Consider the following 16948-nt stretch of genomic DNA (forward strand, 5'->3'; position numbering starts at 1 on the left):
ACGGCCCGGCGGACGGCCTGAGGGAAGTCTTGAGGACGACCCGGCGGTAAGTCCGACGGAAGGTCCGATGGAAGCTCCGGCGAAAGGCCCGGCGGACTTCTTGGCGGAAAGCCTGGCCGGCCGTCTGGTGTGACGGCCGACCAGGCCGCGGTGCGGTGCGCGCCTCAGCCGACGAGTTGGACCTCGCCGTGGGTTCCCTGGGCGTCCACGCCCGGGTAGATGCTGAGCGCCGCGTCGGACCAGCGCACGATGACGTCGTTGGGCCGGTCGTTGGCGACGAAGGCACCGGTGTCGACCACGGTCGCGTTCTTCCAGGGCGACTTCGCCGGGCGGAGCTGGATCTCGCCGTGCAGGCCCGCGGTGTCGATGCCCTGGTAGATGGTGGCTTCACCGTCGGACCAGCGCACCAGCAGGTCCGCGGTCTTCTTGCCGGTGAACTCGCCCGCGCTGATCTGCGTGGCGTGCGTCCACGTGCCGTTGGCCTTGGCCAGCACCTTCTGGCTGGCCGGCTTGACGCCGTTGGTGTCCAGGTCGGGGTGCAGGGTGACCCGGCCGTCGTCCCACACCACGAGCAGGTCGTCGCGCTGTGCGTTGGCCGTGTACCGGCCGGCGCTGATCTGCGTGGCCTTCGGCCATGTCGTGTTCTTGGCCGGGGCGAGCGTCTTCTCCCCGTGGAAACCGTTCTTGTCCACGTGGGTGTACTGCGTCACCTCGCCGTCGACCCAGCGCACCACGAGGCCGTCCGAACCGTTGCCGAAGCCGGCGCCGGTGATCTGCCGGGCGTACTCCCAGGTGCTCTTCTTGGCCGGTGTGTTCGGGGCCGCCAGCCGGTATTCGGCGACGAAGGGGTGCTTGGCGTCCTTGTCGTCCCCGCCCTGGTAGAGGGTCATCTCGGCGTCGTTCCAGCGCACGATCAGGTCCATGTGCCGGGTGCCACCGGCCGAACCGCCGGTGAAGTAGCCCGACGCGAAGTGGGTGGCCTTGCCCCACGGCGCGTCCGGGAAGACGCTGCGGTAGCGGACCTTGCTCACCCAGTCGCCCAGGTCGTCCACGCGGGCGTCCACGGCGTCGGTGCGGGTCTCGTCCACGCCCAGGCAACCGCCCTGCCAGGAGGTGCTGTTGACCGCGACCAGCTCCGGTCGGCCGCCCGTCTCGCGCAGCGCCGGGCCGCCGGTGTCGCCCTTGCACACCGCCGCGTCCTTGCCGGTGATGCCCAGCTTCCCGTCCTGGACCGTGCCGACCGTGAAGGCGCCCGCGTGCAGCTTGCCGGGCACCCACTCGGTCTTCGTCCGGCCGAAGCCGGTGACCTGCAGCGGCTCACCGGCCACCGGGGCCGTGGTGCCGATCGCCACCGGAGTGACGCCGGTGACCGGCTTGGCCAGCTTGGCCATCACCACGTCCCGGCCCTGGTACGGCACGAGTTCGGCGATCTCGACCACGCTGCCGCCCGTACCGGACAGGTCGGTACGGCCGATGGTGGCCGTCGTCGGCCACTTGGGCTTGCCCTCGGCGGGCTGCGCGCCCTGGGCCGGGTCGTCGGCGAAGCAGCTCGCGGCGGTGAGCACCCACTGCTTGTCGACCAGTGCGCCGGAACAACTCCGCTTGCCCGCACCGATGTCCAGCTTGGCGGTGAACGCGTAACCACCGGAGGCCACGGGAGTACCCGCGACGGCGTGGGCGGTGGCGGTGGTCAGGGCGCCGGCCGCGACGGTGGTGGTGAGAATTCCCGCGAGCCATCCGGCGCGGGCACGTCTGCTGTACATATTCCTTTTTCTCAATTCCCCGTGGTGCTGAGGCAGTTAAGAGCCACAGCCTCGTCAGTCGTTGACGCTGAGCTCGATCAGGACGGCGGGCTTGCCGCCGGAGCCGACGTCGGCCACACCCACCGGGGTGACCTGGTTGGCGCCACCGGGCGTTTCGACGGTCTTGGTCTTGCCGTCCGAGGTGAGCTTGGCGCGCACGACCTGGTTCTCGGTCCAGATGCCGGTGACGTCGGGGACCTGCAGCGTGAGGTTGCCCTTCTTCGCCGTCACCTTGAAGCAGTATTCGACCGTGTCGAATTTCTTGTTGGCCTCGACCTTGATCTTCCAGTCCTTGGCCGCGCACTCGGTCAGGAGGATGTGCCCGTCGCCCTTGACGAGCTGAACACCCTTCTCTCGCAGAATCGTTTCTGCGCCGGGGTAGGCGAAGTCTTCGACCGCGGAGGGCGGGGTGTCACCGGCCGCGCCAGCGGGCTGCGGAGCGGCCTGGGCAGCGGCGAGTCCACAGACCCCGGCGACAGCGGCGGCAACGGCGATGACGCCGGCGGCCCGCTTTCCACGCATGCGAAGTATCAACGCAAGTTCCTTCCAGGAGGCATGAGTCGACGGCATAAGGCCGCGCATAAGGGCCCCATAAAGGCCGGGACGGAATCTATCACCAGCAGTCCTGGGGCGGAAATGTGACAGCCCGTCGCATAACGACAAGGAAACAGTTCCCCGGTCCGTACAACCTCGCCCGCCTTCGAGCGTCCGCGAGCACAGCGATTCCTGGGCGACAGTTTCAAGCCAGGCCTCCGCAGCCGTACTGGTCCCCCTTCCCCGATGGGGATATCCAAACCCTCCGGGACGGTTATGCTCACCGCGCCCCTACCGCACCCTGGTAGGCGCAACAAGCAAGAGAGGCACACTCGGTGAAACAACGAGCCTTCTTCTTGAAGGCGAAAAGAAAGTGGTCGCACGCGTCGCGCGTGGCGATTCTGGGCGCCGTTCCACTGGCGCTCGTGGCCGGTTCCCTTTCGACCACGCCCGCCCTCGCGGACGGCACCGACGGACCGGACGCGGTCCCGGGCACCGACCGCGGCCGGGTCGTCGAGTTCTGGAAGTCCGGCGGGCCCGGGGTCAAGGCGGCGGCCGAAGCCGCGCTGCTCGGCTCCGACGACGACGTACAGCGGTTCCTGACGGATGTGCAGATACGCGCCCAGGCTCAGGACGACCGGCTGGAGGGGCTCCAGATCCATTCGCTGGGCGGTGCCAACGTCCAGGCGGCGGCCGAGAAGGCGCTGAGCGGCACCCGTGAAGAGCTGGCAGCCTTCGTCAAGGACGGCTGGGAGAAGCCGCTGGCGGCCGACCAGCGGGTGCAGGCCCTGCAGGCCATCAGCAACGGCGGCAACAACGTCCAGGAGGCCGGCAAGGCCGCCCTCAACGGCACCCCCGAGGACGTCTCGGCATTCGTCAACGGCGGACGCACCACCGCCGAGCGGGCCGACGACCGCATCCGGGTCCTGCAGGTCCTGAGCACCGGCGGCCCGGCCACCAAGGAAGCTGCCAAAGTCGCCCTGTCCGGCTCCGCCGACGACATCAAGGAGTTCCTCGACGTCGGCCAGGACGTGGCCGACGCCCGCGACCAGGAGCGGGCGAGCATCGAGCAGTTGGCCGAGCAGGCCCGGCTGGCCGGAGTCCGCGCCAAGCGCGAGACCGACGCCGCCAAAGAGGCCTCCGACCGCGCGGTAAGGGCCTCCGAGCAGGCCCGGCAGGCCGCCAAGAAGGCGGCCCAGGAGAGCGCGGCGGCCAAGAAGAACAGCATCGAGGCGGCGACCGCGGCCAACGAGGCCGCCGAGGCCGCCCGCGGCGCGGCCCGCGCCGCCCAGCAGGCCATCAGCGCCGCCGCCCGTGCCAACTCCTCGGCCCGGGTCGCCGCCAACGCCGCCTCCCGCGCCGCGGCCGCCGCGGCCGGAGCGGCCAACGCCGCCGCGCAGGCCAACAGCGCCGCCGCCGGCGCGGCCGCCGACGCCTCCAAGGCGAGCGCGGCCCGCAAGGCCGCCGAGACCGCCCGCGACGCCGCCAAGGGCGCCAAGAAGGCGGCCAAGGCCGCCGAACAGGCGGGCGTGGCCGCGACCGAGGCGGGCAAGGCCGCCTCGGCCGCCCTGAGCGCCGGCGCCAACGCCGACGCCGCCGCGACCGCGGCCACCCAGGCCAGCGGCTACGCCGACGCCGCCGGAGTCGCCTCCGGCGAGGCACGCGCCGCCGCCGGACAGGCCCGTCGGCACGCCGCTGAGGCCACCCGCGCCGCCAACGCCGCCTCCGCCCTGGCCCAGCGCTCCGCTGCCGCCGCCTACCGGGCACGCGACGCCGCCAACAAGGCAGCCGACCACGCCGAGCGGGCAGCCGCTGCCGCCAAGGAAGCCGCCGAGCACGCTGTCGAAGCCGACAAGGCCGCCGACCAGGCCGAAGCGCACGCCAAGGCCGCCAGAACGGCCGCCGAAGCCGCCACCGACGCGGTCAAGCAGGCCGACACCACCCATCAGCTGGCCCGCGAGGCGGAGGCCGAGGACCTGGCCATCCGCACCGCGGAAGCCGTCGAGAAGGCCAAGGACCTCAAGGAGGAGGACGACCTCCGCAAGGCCGAGGACGCCGCCGACGCCAAGGAGTTCCAGGCGCTGAACGCCGAGGCCGACAAGCTGGCCACGGAGGCCGCGGCCCCCGGCGCCGCCACGGACGAGGTCGCCGCCAAGGGCCGTAAGGTCGCGTTGCGCGCCCTCAAGACCCGCGGACCGTGGAGCCAGGCGACGGCCGAGGCCGCCCTGGCGGGTGAGAACCAGGCCGTGGTCGCCTACGTGCGCAACGGCCGGCAGGAAGCCGCCGCGCAGGACGACTACGCCCGGGTCGAGCGGCTGGCCGACGAAGGCGTCTCGGAAGGGGTTCGGCAGGCCGCCGAGAAGGCACTGACCGGCGGCACCGAGGCCATCGGCGCCTTCTTGGGCACCGGCCAGCACCAGGCCGCGAACAGCGAGTACCGGGTCAGGGCGCTGCAGATCAACAGCACCGGCGGCACCCAGGTCAAGGAGGCCGCCAAGGCGGCACTGAACGACGGTTCGCCCGAGAAGCTGCGGACCTTCATCGACCAGGGCCAGTACACCGCCAGGAACGCCGACGAGCGGGTCACCGCCCTGCAGTTGATCAGCGCCGGTGGCCCGGAGACCAAGGCCGCCGCGAAGATCGCGCTGGCCGGCCCGCCGCAGCTGCTGCACACCTTCGTCGAGGCCGGCCAGTACATGGCCCGCCGCAAGGACGATCTCGCGGCCACGCACAGCGCCCAGATCGAGCGCCTGATCGCCGGGGCCGCCGCCGTCGCGGCCACCGCCCAGCAGAACGCCCACCTCGCGGGTGAGCAGGCCGCACGGGCCCGTAAGGCCGCGGACCGGGCCGAGCAGTACAAGAAGCAGGCCCAGGCGTCCGCTGCCGAGGCCCAGAAGTACGCCGACCAGGCCAAGAAGTCCGCCGAGAGCGCCGAGGCCTCCGCCCGTAAGGCAGCCGAATCCGCCAAGCAGGCCCGTGAGGCCGAGGCGAGCGCACACGCCGCGGCGCGCAAGGCCGAAGCCTCGGCGGCCCGCGCCGAAGCCTCCGCAGCCTGGGCCCGGTCGTCCGCCGACGAGGCCTGGACCGCCGCCGACAACGCCCGGTCCTCCGCCGTCCAGGCAGGCAAGGACTCCGAAGCGGCCGACAAGGCTTCCAAGGACGCCAAGGAGATCGCGCTCAAGAAGCAGCGGGAAGAGGAAGCCCGTCGCCGCGAGGAGGCGGCCCGCAAGGCCAGGGCCGCGTTCCAGAAGATGCAGGAGGAGGCGAAGGACGAAGCCGGCGACGAGGAGGACGGCTTCGGCTGGCAGGACGGCCTGCACCTGTTCCTCGACGGCGTCGGCAGCACCAACATCCCCTTCGTGGCCAACGCGGCGAACGCGGGCAACTGCGTGTGGTACGGCGCGGAGGGCGAAGCCATCGACGCGGCCGCGTCCTGCGTCGGCATCGCCCCGGGCGGCGGTTTCGCCAACGGCGCCAAGGCCGCCAAGGGGGGCAAGAAGCTCTGGAAGTTCCTCAAGACCAAGTTCAGCGGCAAGAAGCCCAGGTTCGGTGGCGTACGGGGCTGCAACAGCTTCACCCCGGAAACGCCCGTGGTCATGGCGGACGGCTCCACCAAGCCCATCCGGGCCGTCACGGTCGGTGAGCGGGTTCTGGCCACCGACCCCGTGACCGGCAGGACCGAGGCGCAACCGGTCGAGAACGTCATCACCGGCAGCGGCCTGAAGCACCTGACCACGCTCACCGTCGACACCGACGGCGACGCGGGCGACGCCTTCGGCACCGTCACGGCGACCGCCGGCCACCCGGTGTGGACCCAGGACCTCAAGGCCTGGACGAAGGCCGGCGAGGTCAAGCCGGGGGCGCTGCTGCGCACGTCCGCCGGCACCTGGGTGCGGGTCACCGCGACCCGCCAGTGGACGGCGTCCTCCGAGGTCTTCAACCTCACCGTGCGCGATCTGCACTCGTACTACGTCCGTGCGGGCGGGGCCTCGGTCCTGGTACACAACACGGGTGAGCTGTGCGAACTGGCCGCGAAGATCGACCTGCCCAACATCAAGATGACCGGCACGGTCGCCGGCCATCTGCGGGAGTGGGGCAGCAACATGCGCATGTCCCGCTCGTACATGAACGCGCCGCGGCTCACGGCTCAGGAGATCATGGCCGCCGGCAAGCCCATGGCGGACCCCCGCGGTGCGCCCAACGCGGTGGCCTGGGAAGTTCCCGGGGCGCACGGTGGCAAGCTGGGGAAGTGGGAGCTGGTCATCGACACCTCGACCAACACGATCCTGCACTTCCTCTACAAGGGTAACTAGGGAAACAGCGTTGATTCTGCTTCAGAAGAGCGGCACCGCACTGGCCGGGCGGTTGCTGTACTCGGAATCCGAGTACAGCTTCCGGTACGCCGTCGCGGACCGCACGGACATGACCGGACGCGTCGGACCCGACGGGGTGGCCAGCCTCTCCATCGGGACGCTCCAGATCGAGGTCGGCGTGGCGACACGGCAGCTCCTGTTCGTCTGGGGGCTGCACCCCAGGCAGAAGTGGCAGACGTCGCCCCTCACCCCGCCGGACGCCGGGCCGGGACGGCTGACCGTCGCCCCGCAGGAAGGCGGGTTCACGGCCGGTGAGGCACGTGCCCTCGATCCGGGCATGTCCTGGCTGGATGCCTGGCCCACCTGGTTCGATCCGGACAGCGGGTGGGTCCGCACCGCCGCGGACGAGTCTCCGGACGACGATCTGACGCAGATCGCCGACGGGGTCGTCGCGGGCCGGATCGCCGAGCGCCTGCACTCCCTCTGGCTGAAACCGGAATTCATCGCGTAACAGCATGACCTCACAGAAAGTGCCCCGCCGGAATCTCTCCGGCGGGGCACTTTCGCACTTTCGCCTCAGTTTTCGTCACGCGGTTGCTCGCGACGGAGTTTCAGGACCTCGCGGGCGAGCGCCGGAAGGGGGCGGCCGGTGGTGAAGGCGCAGGCCCGCAGGCGCGCCAGGGCCTCGCTGACCGGGATGCTCAAAAGGCCGGCCAGAACCCCGACCGCACGGTAGGTGGTGCCCCAGTGGTCGTCGATGATCCGGGCCGGACGCCAGGGCAAGGGAGCGTCCGCGGCGAAGTAGGGCAGGCACCGGTCGGCGATGACGACAGCCGCCTCCTCCAGTGCCTGTGTCGCGCCGGTGAGCGAGTCGTCGTCCAGGCGCAGCGGCTCGTAGCACAGGCAGTCGGCCGTGGCGAGCGTGTGCGGCCCGAGGTTGAGGGGGAAGGCGCAGACGGCGCCGGCGTGGTCGAGTTCCTCGTGCAGGCGGGGAGCGAAGAACGGATACGGCATGGGATGCGCCCGTACGTCCGGGTAGAGCACGGCCCGGCCGGTGGCGGCAGCTTCGGGGCCGGGCCCCTCCCCCGTCTCGTACTGCACCTCTTCCAGGCGTAGCGCGGCCGGACCGGTCGCCGCGAGGAGCTGGCGGTCGGCCGAGGCGGTGGCCAGGCACAAGGACACGTCGTCCACGGGCAGACCCTGGCAGATCGCTCTGCACAGCCGTTGCGGAAGGCGGGCATCGTCGCGTTCGCGGGCCGCTGCGCGCACCAGGCGTGCCGTCCTGTGACCGAACGGTGTCACGGTCTCCCTCCGGGAATCGTCGGTTCCTGTCGGACGAGTGCCCTTGTCAGGGCGGAGTCAACACGAGTCGATGTCAACACGAGTCGATACGGGACTTACGGTGGGCAGCGGTTGCCCGGCGCCCTCACGGGGATCACGGGGAACGGCCTGCAGGTGCCCGGCACTCCCACGAGGAGCCGCCTGCATGCTCGCGGCCCCTACGGTTGGGAACCGGTCAGGTCAGGGCCCCGGCCCCGTACCGGACTGACCGCTTCGAGAGCGCTGCCCAGCCGCAGGATGGTCGCCTCGTGGTACCAGCGGGAGACCAGCTGTACGCCGACCGGCAGGTTGTCACCCGTGATGCCGAACGGCAGGGCCAGCGCGGGCAGTCCGGTGAGGTTGAAGGGAACGGTCGCCCGCATGATGCCGCGCGCCGGGACGGTCACGCCGCCTGCCTCGAACTCCTTCCTGCCGTGCGGCGGAGCAGGGATGGGGCATACGGGGCACAGCAGTGCGTCGTAGCGCTCGAAGTATCCGGCGAACAGCGAACTCAGCCGTTCGACCTGCTGCTGCGCCGCGACATGATCGGCCGCCGCCACCTCGGGCGCGGCGAGCGTCCGCCGGAGAACGGTGTGCAGCTCGGATTCACGCCCGGCCGCGGCCTGGCGGAAGTACGGCACGATCTCACCGGCGTACAGCACCGCGCTCAGCGCCGTCCCGTCGATGCTCTCCAGGCCGGCCGGAGCGGCGGGTTCGACGACGCAGCCCAGTTCCCGCAACGCGTCGGCCGCGGCCTCCACGGTGGCCGTCACTTCGCTGTCCACCGGGCCGAATGCGGGGGCGCTCGCCCAGCCCACCCGCAGTCCGGCGAGCTGTCCCGGCTCTCCGGCCGCAGCCGGGGGCGGGAGCAGGAACGGCGGCGCGTGCCGTACGTACCCGTCGACACCGTCGGGCCCGGCGAGAACCGCGAAAGCAGCCGCGATGTCCCGCACGCTGCGGGCCATCGGACCCACGTGCCAGTACCGGCGGGGCACCTCCGGCCAGTGTCCGGTGACGGGTATCCGGCCCCGGGTCGCCTTCAGCGCGACGATACCCGTGTCGTGGGCCGGGCCCCGTACCGAGATGGCGACGTCGCTGCCCAGCCCGAGCGGGGACATCCCCGCGGCAATCGCGGCGGACTCGCCGCCGCTCGAACCGCCCGGGGTGCGCTCGACGTCCCAGGGGTTGCGGGACCTGCCGACGAGCGGGTTGTCCGTCTCGGTCCAGTAGGAGAACTCCGGCAGGTTCGTCTTGGCCAGGGGGATCGCCCCGGCGGCCCGGAGCCGCGCGACCGTGGTCGCGTCGGCGTCCGCGATCCGGTCCTTGAACAGCGTCGAGCCGCGGGTGGTCACCGCACCGGACACGTCCAGCGAGTCCTTGACCGTGAAGGGCACGCCGTGGAACGGGCCGAGGGCCGTTCCGGCCGCCACGGCCCGGTCCGCCGCTTCCGCCCCGGCGAGCACCTGGTCGGCGAGCACCGTCACCATGGCGTTGACCTTCGGGTTGACGGCCTCGATCCGGTCCAGATGTGCGTGCGCCACCTCAGTGGCGGACACCTGCCGGGTGCCGATCAGCTCAGCCAGTCCCGTCGCGTCCAGTCGATGGAGCTCGATCTCGTCCATCGTCACCTCCTCGCGCGTCACGGTAGCAACACCGGGAACGTCCGCCACCGGCGCACCATCACGGCAATACGGGACCACTTCCCCTGCGCAGAGCGCCTGTTGGGGAGCAGCCCGCACGAGACCCACTACCGCTACGGACCTTCACGGCGCAAGGCGGCCGAAGACTCACCCACCCCCTCACCCCACCGCACATTCATTCGAAATCGGCCGATATACTTCCGTCCGGACAATTCCCTACACAAGGGGACGCGTGAACGCGGAACAACAGACCGGAATACGGGTCGAAATGGCGTACCGGGCGACGATCGAAGATTTCCGCGAGGCACTGCGAGCCCGCATGCGGGCCACGCGGGCCGGGCGGCGGGTGCGGCGGCTCATGACGCTGATCGCCGTACTGCTGCTCGCCTTCGCGACCGCGTCCTGGCTGCTGAACGGGACCGTCGACATTCCCCTCATGGCCATGCCAACGGTCCTGCTCCTCGTGATGCTCAGCGCACCCCGGATGCAGGCCCGCCAGTTCTACCGGCTGGCCGACGCAGGGGGCGCGTGCCGCACGGTGGTGGACGAGAGCGGCATCACCGTGACGAACCAGCAGCAGTCCAGCGCCCTCGCCTGGCGGGCCATGGCCCGCTATACCGAAACACCGCGCGTGTTCGTGCTGTTCAGCGGCGACAAGAACGCCTCAAGCCTGACGATCCTGCCCAAGCGCGGCGCCCCCGGACCCGGTGACGTGGACCGCCTGCGCACCCTGTTCGATCAGCATCTGACTCGCGCCTGAGCCGACGCGCCGCCACTGACCGTTCGGGGCCGCTTCTCAGGTGCGCCGGGACCAGAAGGCGACGAACGCGATGTAGGAGATGGCGGCCGTGGCCACGAACCAGAAGTAGGGGTCACCGCTCCTCCCGGATGCCAGCTCGCCGATGAAGGCACAGAGATTCCCCACGGTGAGCACCACACCCGTACCGGCCCAGGCGCGCCCTCCGATGCGGGCGAAGCGCTCGTCGGGATTCTTCTCGGTGACGCCCTGATAGGTCTCGCTCCGGCGCCCCAGCAGCACCAAGGCGAGACTGCAGACCGCCAGGATCCCGAACGCCACCAGACCGACGACGAGGCGGCCACCGAAAGCCGCGGCCACGAGACAGGCGCCTCCGAGGACGAGGAAGAAGCCGGGGACGGACCGCCCGGCCGTGTTACCGGTCTTCTGCCGGGCTCTCATCGACATGGAACATCTCCTCAACGCCAACCTCGAAGAACTTTGCCATGGACATGGCGAGCGGCAGGGAAGGTGTGTACCGCTCGGTCTCGATGGCATTGATCGTTTGCCGTGAGACCCCGAGGGCCGTGCCCAGTTGCCCCTGGGAGAGCCCTCGTGACGACCGCAGTTCCCTGACAGTGTTGCGCACGCGTAAAGCCTACTTGTCACCTCATGGTCGATGTCAAGCGCGCTTTACAGGGCTGGCGGGGCCGCGGGGCAGGCGGTTGCCGATGGGGCATCGGGGAGAACGCCGGGACAGGAGCAGCGCGCGCAAAAGCCGGGCGGCGTCACCGCCGCCCGGCGGGTGTCCCGGACCGGTCAGGCTACGGAGTGGTGAACAGCCACCACGAAGTCGTGCCGTTCTGCGAACAGAAGAACGACTGCCACTGGCCGGCTTGCTGGCCCTGGTTTCCCGCGACCCAGCAGACCTCGAAGCTGGCATACGGGCCATAGACCGCCGTCGGAGCGGCGGCCACAGCCCTGCTGACGGATTCCTCGGCCCGCGGCGCTGCCGCCGCGGCCGACGGCAGCGCGAACCCCGCAGCGGCCAGAACGGCCACGGAAACCACGCGCAGCATCTTCCTGAGCATGAGCATTCCCCCTCATCGTCGCCCGTGACGAGGACGACCCTAGGGCTCTCCCACTCAGCCGCACGATCACCCACACGGGTCGCCCGGACACCGGAAAGCAGTTCCCCGCACACCTCATCGGCAGACCCGGGTCAGGGCGTGACGGCGTACTCGGTGAAGTCTCCGCACGTGCGGAAACCCAGCCGGCGGTAGACCGGCTCGCCGTCCGCCGACGCCTGCAGGACGGCGGTCCGGAAGCCCTCGTCGCGGGCGGTGTGGAGTGTCGCGAGCGTGATCGCGCCCCCGTAGCCGCGCCGGCGGTCCGTCGCGAGGGTTGCGATGTTGTAGATCCCTGCCACGCCGGCGTGGAGGAAGACCTCCGCCGAGCAGACCGGCCGGCCCGCCACGTAGCCGACGAGGTAGCGGGCCGGACTGTCAGCGGCAAGGGCCCACTGGGCGGTCTCGGCGTAGAAACGGCGGACGGTGGCGGCCGGCGGGTTCCACAGCGCGGCCAGCACCGTGGCGTAGTCGACGAGTTGTTCGCGGGTGCTCACCGGGCGGATGTCCAGACCGTCGGCGTGCGGCTGCGGCTGGGCCTCGCGGAGGCCCAGCCACATCCCCGCCTCGGTCTCCGAAGGCGTCACGCCCGCAGCCTCCAGATGCGCGGCCAGACCGGCCGGTGCCGAGGCGGGACCCACCCACCACGAGAAGGGGCGGCCGGTGGCAGCGAGCTCCCGGACGGTCCGGCGGACACGCGGTGCGGCCGTATCCGTGGCGAAGCGCGCCGCTGCGACGATGTTGAAGGTGTCGTCGTCCAGTCCGCTGTCGGCGATCAGCAGGTCAGCCGTCTCGACGACCGTGGCGCCGCCCAGCCGCCGATGGAGGTGGCAGGCGTGTTCGGCGAGGTTCAGCTCCATCCTGATCTGTAGATCGGCCTGGTCGGCGGTCAGAGGCTCCGGTTCCGATTCCGATTCCGGTTCCGATGTATCCATGGTGTCTCCATTCAATGCTTGTGGTTGCGTCCCGGCATCCGGTTTTGCCACCGCCCGTCGCACCACGCCCCCGTCCGGCCTCAATGTGCTTGCGCGTCGCTTCAGCCAACAGCGGAACCGGGAGCGTGGGGTGCTCCCGAGGCGTTTCCGCAGCAGTGCCACGACCACGCCGACGGGCCACGAGCACCGCGCCACCGGCAGACGTGACGAGGAGTCAGTGCATGACCGCAGCACCCGCCATCCCCGCGGCCCATCGCGAGGTCCACCTCACGGCCCGCCCCGCGGGACCCGGATGTGCTGCCGGCCCAGGCCGCGCACCTCTCCCAGGGCGCCGCCGCCTACCTCGGCGTCGTACGGGTCGGCGAGGTCCGTGAGGGCGACACCGTGTTCGTGACCAGCGCGGCCGGCGGTGTGGGCTCCCTGGCCGGGCAGATCGCCAAGCTGCGCGGCGCGGCCCGGGTCATCGGCTCCACCAGCTCTCAGCGCAAGGCCGACTTCCTGACCGAGGAGCTGGGTTACGACGCCGCCGTCCTGCGCGGTGCCGGTTCCCTCACGGAACAGCTGCGGGCCGCCGCGCCCGACGGTCTCGACGTGGTCGTCGACCATGTCGGCGGCGAGCAGTTGGAAGCGGCCATCGCGGTGGCGCGGCGCGGCGCGCGCATTGCGATGATCGGGGCCTTGGCCGGGCAGCTCGGTGACGCCCCCGCCGCGAAGATCGACCCGGTCGCCGTCATCACCGGCGATCTCACGCTGCGCGGCGCGTCCCTCTACAACCACTTCGACATAGTCCCCGAGTGGACCGAGGTTTTCGGACGCGGACTGCGCGACGGCACGCTCACGTTTCCGCGCACTGTATTGAAGGGCCTCGACCAAGCGCCGCGCGCTTTGCGAGAGCTGACGGAAGGCAAGCTCACCGGGTCGGTGCACGTGGAACTGTGACTCGAACGGGTACCTGCGCTGCCTGGAGGACCCGGTGACCTACGTCGACGCCGCGTTCGCCCCGCCCCCGCCTGACTCCCGGGGCACCAGGAGGGCTCTGCGGTTCGCCCCTGCGGTTCGCCCCTGCGGACTTCTCCTGCCAGGCTCTGCGACCGTTCTGCCAGTACGTCGACTCCGGACTGGCGGACCGAGTGACTCAAGCGACGTTGCCGGGGCGAACCCAGACCTTGCCGCAGTGGTACTGGCCTGGGAACAGACCCTGCCAGCCGCGTGGCCGGGCGGGTCATCACGGCCTGGGATCCTCGCTTCGTGCTTGCGAGTTCTGATCAGCCGGCGCCAGCGGCATCCTGATCAGGACGGCCTGGCTGGTCATCGCCCGGCTCCGGAAACGGTTGACGGCCAGGAGGGGGAGAGATGGCCCGGCGGGTTTACTTCCCGCTGCCACCGGAGCTGCGGAGATCGTCCCGAATGTCCGGACCGAGGGACCCGGCTAGGGACCCGGCTGCGGAATGCGCGGCTACGTCTTGGTGCGCGCCCTGAGGAGGCGGGCCCGCGTAGACGCGCCGAGCGGAGCTGAGCACGTTCACGAGCACGCGGGCCGGCCCCGGCTGGAGGCGTCGGCGATTGTGCGGCAGCTGATGGAGGCAACCGGCCCATTGCACGCGCTCTACACCACGCGTCCGGCCCAGCTGTTCTTACAGGGGGTTCGCTCCCCTGGCCGCCCCGTGCGGCGGAGCGCTGGTCTCCCGTATGCCCACCCGGCCTCCCTCCGCCGCTGCCGCACCCTCCCTCCGAACCAAGCATCAAGAGGTTCAGCGGTGCTCTCACCGGTGACTACGGCCCGGCACTCTTGTGATGAGTGGTGCCGGGCCGTGGGAACTTCTTCAGGCTGACGACGGACCGGTCCCCGGTTGAGGGGGGCGGGGACCGGCGTGACCGGTGGCAGATGGAACAGGACCGCCGCGGCGACGAGGAAGGCGATTGCGTTGCCGACGGCCATCAGTTGATAGGCAGTGAGCGTGCTGAGCTGCGCCACGCAGCCCGCCAGCACGGCACCGAGGGAGATGCCGAGGTTGGTCACCGCACGCAGATAAGCCCGGAACTCCTGCGACCGGTCCCCGCCGTAGTGCCGGATGAGCGGGGGGGCGGGCGGCTGTCCCGGCCGCCCTCGCCCCGGCCACCCCCGGCCACCCCGGCCGCCCCGGCCGCCCCATCTGATCAGCCGATGGGCTCGGCCACGATGAGCTGGAACCGCTCGAAGGACAGCTTCACGGTGTTGTGCTGAGCAGTGGCGATTCCGAGTGACTTGCCGGTGAACGGGTCGGTCAGGCGGTACCGCGTGCGGCCAAGACCGCGCAGCTCGACCGTACCGTTCCACTGGTTGGCGTAGAAGGCGTAGTGGAGGGTCCGCTTCTTGGCCACGACATGCGCCTCGGGCTTGTCGAAGCCGATGTCGTACAGCTCGCCGCGGTACTCGCCGGTGGACAGCATGTTCTTCTCGTACAGGGACACCCACTTGCGCCAGAGGACCTCCTTCTCCGGGGTGAGGTCGGTCGCCTTGTCCGGGGCTCCGGTTCCGGGGAGGGTGAACTTGGTCGACAGGACGGCTCCGACGCCGTAAGAGGACGCGAAGTCGTTTCCGCCGTCGCTCAGTTCGACGTGGTCGCCGGCGTAGCTGCTGCCCTTGCCCATCAGCGCCTTCATCGACTTGCCCTTGCTCCGGACCTGGTAGGAGGACTCCGGGTCCGAGCTGGGGTACTGGTCGACGTAGGGCAGGTTGTGGAAGGCGAAGGCGGTGCCGCAGGGGCAGAGCTCGACGAGGGCGTCGGGGTTCGCCTCGTGCGCGGCTTCGTGGATCGCCTTCCAGAACAGGGCCACGCCCTCGGTGGATTCCTCGGGGCGGGCGTGCCGGTGCTTCGGGTTGTAGCAGGGCGCGACACCGTTGAGGTGCTGGCCGTCGATCTTGAGCCCCTCGTAACCCCAGTCGCCGATGAACCTCTTCGCCTGCTCGACGAAGTAGTCCACCGTCGGCTGGTAGGCCGGACAGAGGGTGTAGGCGTCCCACCAGGTGACGTCCTGCTTGTTGCCGTTGCGGTCCAGCAGCAGCATCTCGGGCCGGTCCCGGAACAGGTTGCTGTCGGGGTCCGCCGCCAGCGGGGCCCACCACAGGCGCGGCCGCAGACCGGCGTCCCGTATCTCCTTGGTGAAGGCCCGCATGTCCGCTTCGCCGCGCGGGAACTTCGCCGTGTTGATGTCCCAGTCGCCCTCGTTGGTCTGCCAGCCGTCGTCGAGCGCGGCCCAGCGCAGGCCGACCTCGTGCGCCTTCGGCAGCGCTCCGGTGACCTGCTCGGTGGCGAAGTTGCGCTCGTAGCCCCAGGCACACCAGATGGGCTCGAAGGCCGAGGCGGGGACCTTGGGGGCGCGCTGGCCGATGTCGCTCATGTAGTCGCGGTACCGCTGGAGCGGCACGAAGTGGTCGCCCGGGAGGGCGGTCAGGAACGTGGTGTCGGTGCTGAGCCGACGGCCCGGCTTCAGGGTGCGGGCGGTGTCGTCCTGGATGGCGATGCTCGCTCCGGCGTCCGTCTTGCGGACCGGCATGCGCAGGACCGTCGCCACGGGCTCGACATGCCCGACGGACAGGCCCGCGCCCCGGCGCCAGACGGTCGCCAGCGGGGTGCCGCCGCCGTAGTCGGAGGAGTCCATCCCCAACGAGTTCTCCTGGACATAGCCGTCCTTCACCGGCATCACCCAGTCGCGGCGGTCCGTGTACGTGGTGCCGGAGAAGGTGTAGAAGCCGCCGGGGGTCTCCAGGAGTTCGTGGGCTCCGTTGCGCCACCCGGTCACCTTCAGCGCGGTGGAGGATCTGTTGGTGTAGGTCACCTGCATCACGATCATGCCGGTAAGGCGCTTGAAGGAGGTCAGCTCGACCGTCTTCTGTACGCCTTCCTTGGACGTGCCCTCGATCGTCACCCGGACGCCCGCGCCATGGCGGGGGTGCCGGGTGTGCCGGGTCCGGTGCCCGCGGTAGGCGAACGCCTCGATGGCCTTACCGCCCACCAGCAGGGCTTCGCCGGCGTCGAAGCGGGTGAGGTCGACGCCCTTGAGCGCCACCCGGCTGCGCAGTTGGTCGTCGAACTCCAGGGTGATGGAGGTGTCGCCGACTCCGACGAGGTCAGGACCCGAGTTCGGTGCGGCGACCGCGGGTGAGGCGCCCATGGCCACGGCGGGGAAGGCGGCCAGGCCGGCACCCCCCAGCGCCACCTTCAGTACGCTTCGCCGGTTCATGTCCGTCATGTCGAACTCTCTTTCGGTCGTGCGTGCCCGACTGGGGCAGCCGCCTTTTGTCCGTCGTGGTGGATCGTCGAAGCCGAGCCGCACGCTCGCGACGAAGCGACCGTCCGTAAGGCTGGTCGTTGCCTGGTCTCCTACCGGTTTTCGCAGTGGATCGGCTGGGGTCGGGGGACGGCGTACCGTCCGAACGGGTACCCCAGTGCGAGGTCGCCTCCGGCAGTAGCGGGCGGGCATCCTCGGTGAGCTGTGACAACGCTGCCTCGATCACCGGCGGGTGCCCGGGGCACGGCGAAACGGAAGGTTACTCACGG

General features: G+C 70.5%; 12 protein-coding genes and 1 pseudogene. 4 read left to right on the plus strand and 9 right to left on the minus strand.

All coding sequences use genetic code 11. From position 1 onward, the window contains the following. Positions 1-164: 164 nt before the first annotated feature. Positions 165-1763: a S1 family peptidase gene (locus tag A6A06_RS31910; protein ID WP_073766117.1), complete on the minus strand. Its 1599-nt coding sequence runs from the start codon at positions 1761-1763 to the stop codon at positions 165-167. 54 nt (positions 1764-1817) lie between these two features. Continuing rightward, positions 1818-2324, minus strand: a complete 507-nt coding sequence (locus tag A6A06_RS31915) for a hypothetical protein (protein WP_073766119.1) — start codon at positions 2322-2324, stop codon at positions 1818-1820. Positions 2325-2728: 404 nt separating this feature from the next. Here A6A06_RS31915 and A6A06_RS43620 point away from each other — a divergent pair, with 404 nt between their 5' ends. Further along, a complete protein-coding gene (locus A6A06_RS43620) occupies positions 2729-6649 on the plus strand; it encodes a polymorphic toxin-type HINT domain-containing protein (RefSeq protein WP_073766121.1) in 3921 nt (1306 codons plus the stop codon). A 10-nt stretch (positions 6650-6659) separates the two neighbouring features. Beyond that, on the plus strand, positions 6660-7160 hold the full coding sequence (locus A6A06_RS31925) for a hypothetical protein (RefSeq protein ID WP_073766123.1): 501 nt from the start codon (positions 6660-6662) through the stop codon (positions 7158-7160). A gap of 65 nt (positions 7161-7225) precedes the next feature. Here the strand turns inward: A6A06_RS31925 and A6A06_RS31930 are convergent, their stop codons facing one another. Continuing rightward, complete coding sequence (locus A6A06_RS31930; RefSeq protein ID WP_242441060.1) at positions 7226-7840, minus strand: GAF and ANTAR domain-containing protein; 615 nt, start codon at positions 7838-7840, stop codon at positions 7226-7228. Positions 7841-8148: 308 nt separating this feature from the next. Further along, the gene (locus A6A06_RS31935) at positions 8149-9591 is read right to left on the minus strand and encodes an amidase (protein WP_073766127.1); all 1443 of its coding nucleotides are present in this window, start codon (positions 9589-9591) and stop codon (positions 8149-8151) included. Between the two features lie 250 nt (positions 9592-9841). Here A6A06_RS31935 and A6A06_RS31940 point away from each other — a divergent pair, with 250 nt between their 5' ends. Next, positions 9842-10369 (plus strand): YcxB family protein, encoded by a 528-nt coding sequence (locus A6A06_RS31940; RefSeq protein WP_199931316.1) that lies wholly within the window; start codon positions 9842-9844, stop codon positions 10367-10369. A 36-nt stretch (positions 10370-10405) separates the two neighbouring features. Here the strand turns inward: A6A06_RS31940 and A6A06_RS31945 are convergent, their stop codons facing one another. The 4 genes from A6A06_RS31945 to A6A06_RS31960 all read right to left on the minus strand — a co-directional run bounded on the left by A6A06_RS31945 (position 10406) and on the right by A6A06_RS31960 (position 12332). Then, entirely contained in the window at positions 10406-10813 is a 408-nt protein-coding gene (locus tag A6A06_RS31945) for a hypothetical protein (protein ID WP_073766131.1), read from the minus strand. Beyond that, a complete protein-coding gene (locus A6A06_RS31950) occupies positions 10782-10994 on the minus strand; it encodes a helix-turn-helix transcriptional regulator (RefSeq protein WP_073766133.1) in 213 nt (70 codons plus the stop codon). Before A6A06_RS31950 ends, A6A06_RS31945 begins: the two co-directional genes overlap by 32 nt. A gap of 175 nt (positions 10995-11169) precedes the next feature. Further along, a complete protein-coding gene (locus A6A06_RS31955) occupies positions 11170-11436 on the minus strand; it encodes a hypothetical protein (RefSeq protein WP_199931317.1) in 267 nt (88 codons plus the stop codon). A 131-nt stretch (positions 11437-11567) separates the two neighbouring features. Next, positions 11568-12332, minus strand: coding sequence for a GNAT family N-acetyltransferase (locus tag A6A06_RS31960; protein ID WP_073767104.1), 765 nt, complete (start codon positions 12330-12332; stop codon positions 11568-11570). Between the two features lie 360 nt (positions 12333-12692). On the opposite strand from A6A06_RS31960, the pseudogene A6A06_RS31965 reads away from it, so the two are divergent. Beyond that, a pseudogene (locus A6A06_RS31965) lies at positions 12693-13346 on the plus strand (MDR family NADP-dependent oxidoreductase); the annotation flags it as partial. 1218 nt (positions 13347-14564) lie between these two features. Here A6A06_RS31965 and A6A06_RS31970 read toward each other — a convergent pair. Next, positions 14565-16640, minus strand: coding sequence for a glycoside hydrolase family 36 protein (locus A6A06_RS31970; RefSeq protein WP_073766139.1), 2076 nt, complete (start codon positions 16638-16640; stop codon positions 14565-14567). Positions 16641-16948 lie beyond the last annotated feature (308 nt).

Origin of the sequence: Streptomyces sp. CB02923, from assembly GCF_001905005.1 — a bacterium.
Lineage (GTDB): Bacteria > Actinomycetota > Actinomycetes > Streptomycetales > Streptomycetaceae > Streptomyces.